This window comes from Halorubrum sp. Atlit-26R, assembly GCF_003666015.1.
In the GTDB taxonomy this organism is placed as follows: Archaea; Halobacteriota; Halobacteria; order Halobacteriales; family Haloferacaceae; genus Halorubrum.
In genome coordinates this window covers 1-508 of sequence record NZ_QPLT01000404.1, presented here as the reverse complement: position 1 = coordinate 508, position 508 = coordinate 1, and the positions used below count along the sequence as shown (strand labels likewise).

Genomic DNA, 508 nt, shown 5'->3' with positions numbered 1-508 from the left:
GAGAACGGAAGCGACGCACCCGGGGCTGGTCTCGTCGGCCGCGGCGACAGCGTCGGCTCGGGGCGGTAGCGGTTGTCTGGAAAGTGGTGAGAACTGCACGCAGGTCGGGGGTGGGACGCCGTACTCGGTGCTAGCGAGTGTCACGGGGTCGAAGACGAACCGGGAGTCAGGAACGCGGGTTCGTTCTCGCCGCAGACGGCGAGAGAGAAGACAGAGACGGTCGGAGACCGTCGAGAGTCGTTAGTTGTCGCCGGACTTCGACTGCCAGGCGTAGCTCCGACGCTTCTTCGACTTACCGAAGCCGCAAGACGAGCAGACCTTCTTCTTCACGTGGTAGGACTTCTCGCCGCAGCGACGGCACTTGACGTGCGTCGTCTTGTTCTTCTTTCCTTGGCTGGGGGTTCCTGCACCCGTCATGCTTTGATGGTGACGACGTTATCGCCGCGTATAATGGTTGTGTCTTGGACTTGCTCGAGTTCGATATCCCCGGGCACGGTGTCTTCGTCCA

1 protein-coding gene and 1 pseudogene are annotated in these 508 nt (G+C 61.6%); both read right to left on the bottom strand.

Annotated features, from left to right (window positions below):
* Positions 1–240 precede the first annotated feature (240 nt).
* Positions 241–417 (bottom strand): 50S ribosomal protein L37e, encoded by a 177-nt coding sequence (locus DVK07_RS21175; protein ID WP_004042936.1) that lies wholly within the window; start codon positions 415–417, stop codon positions 241–243.
* Positions 414–508: pseudogene (locus DVK07_RS24100) on the bottom strand (Like-Sm ribonucleoprotein core); the annotation flags it as partial. The gene DVK07_RS21175 and the pseudogene DVK07_RS24100, both read right to left, overlap by 4 nt.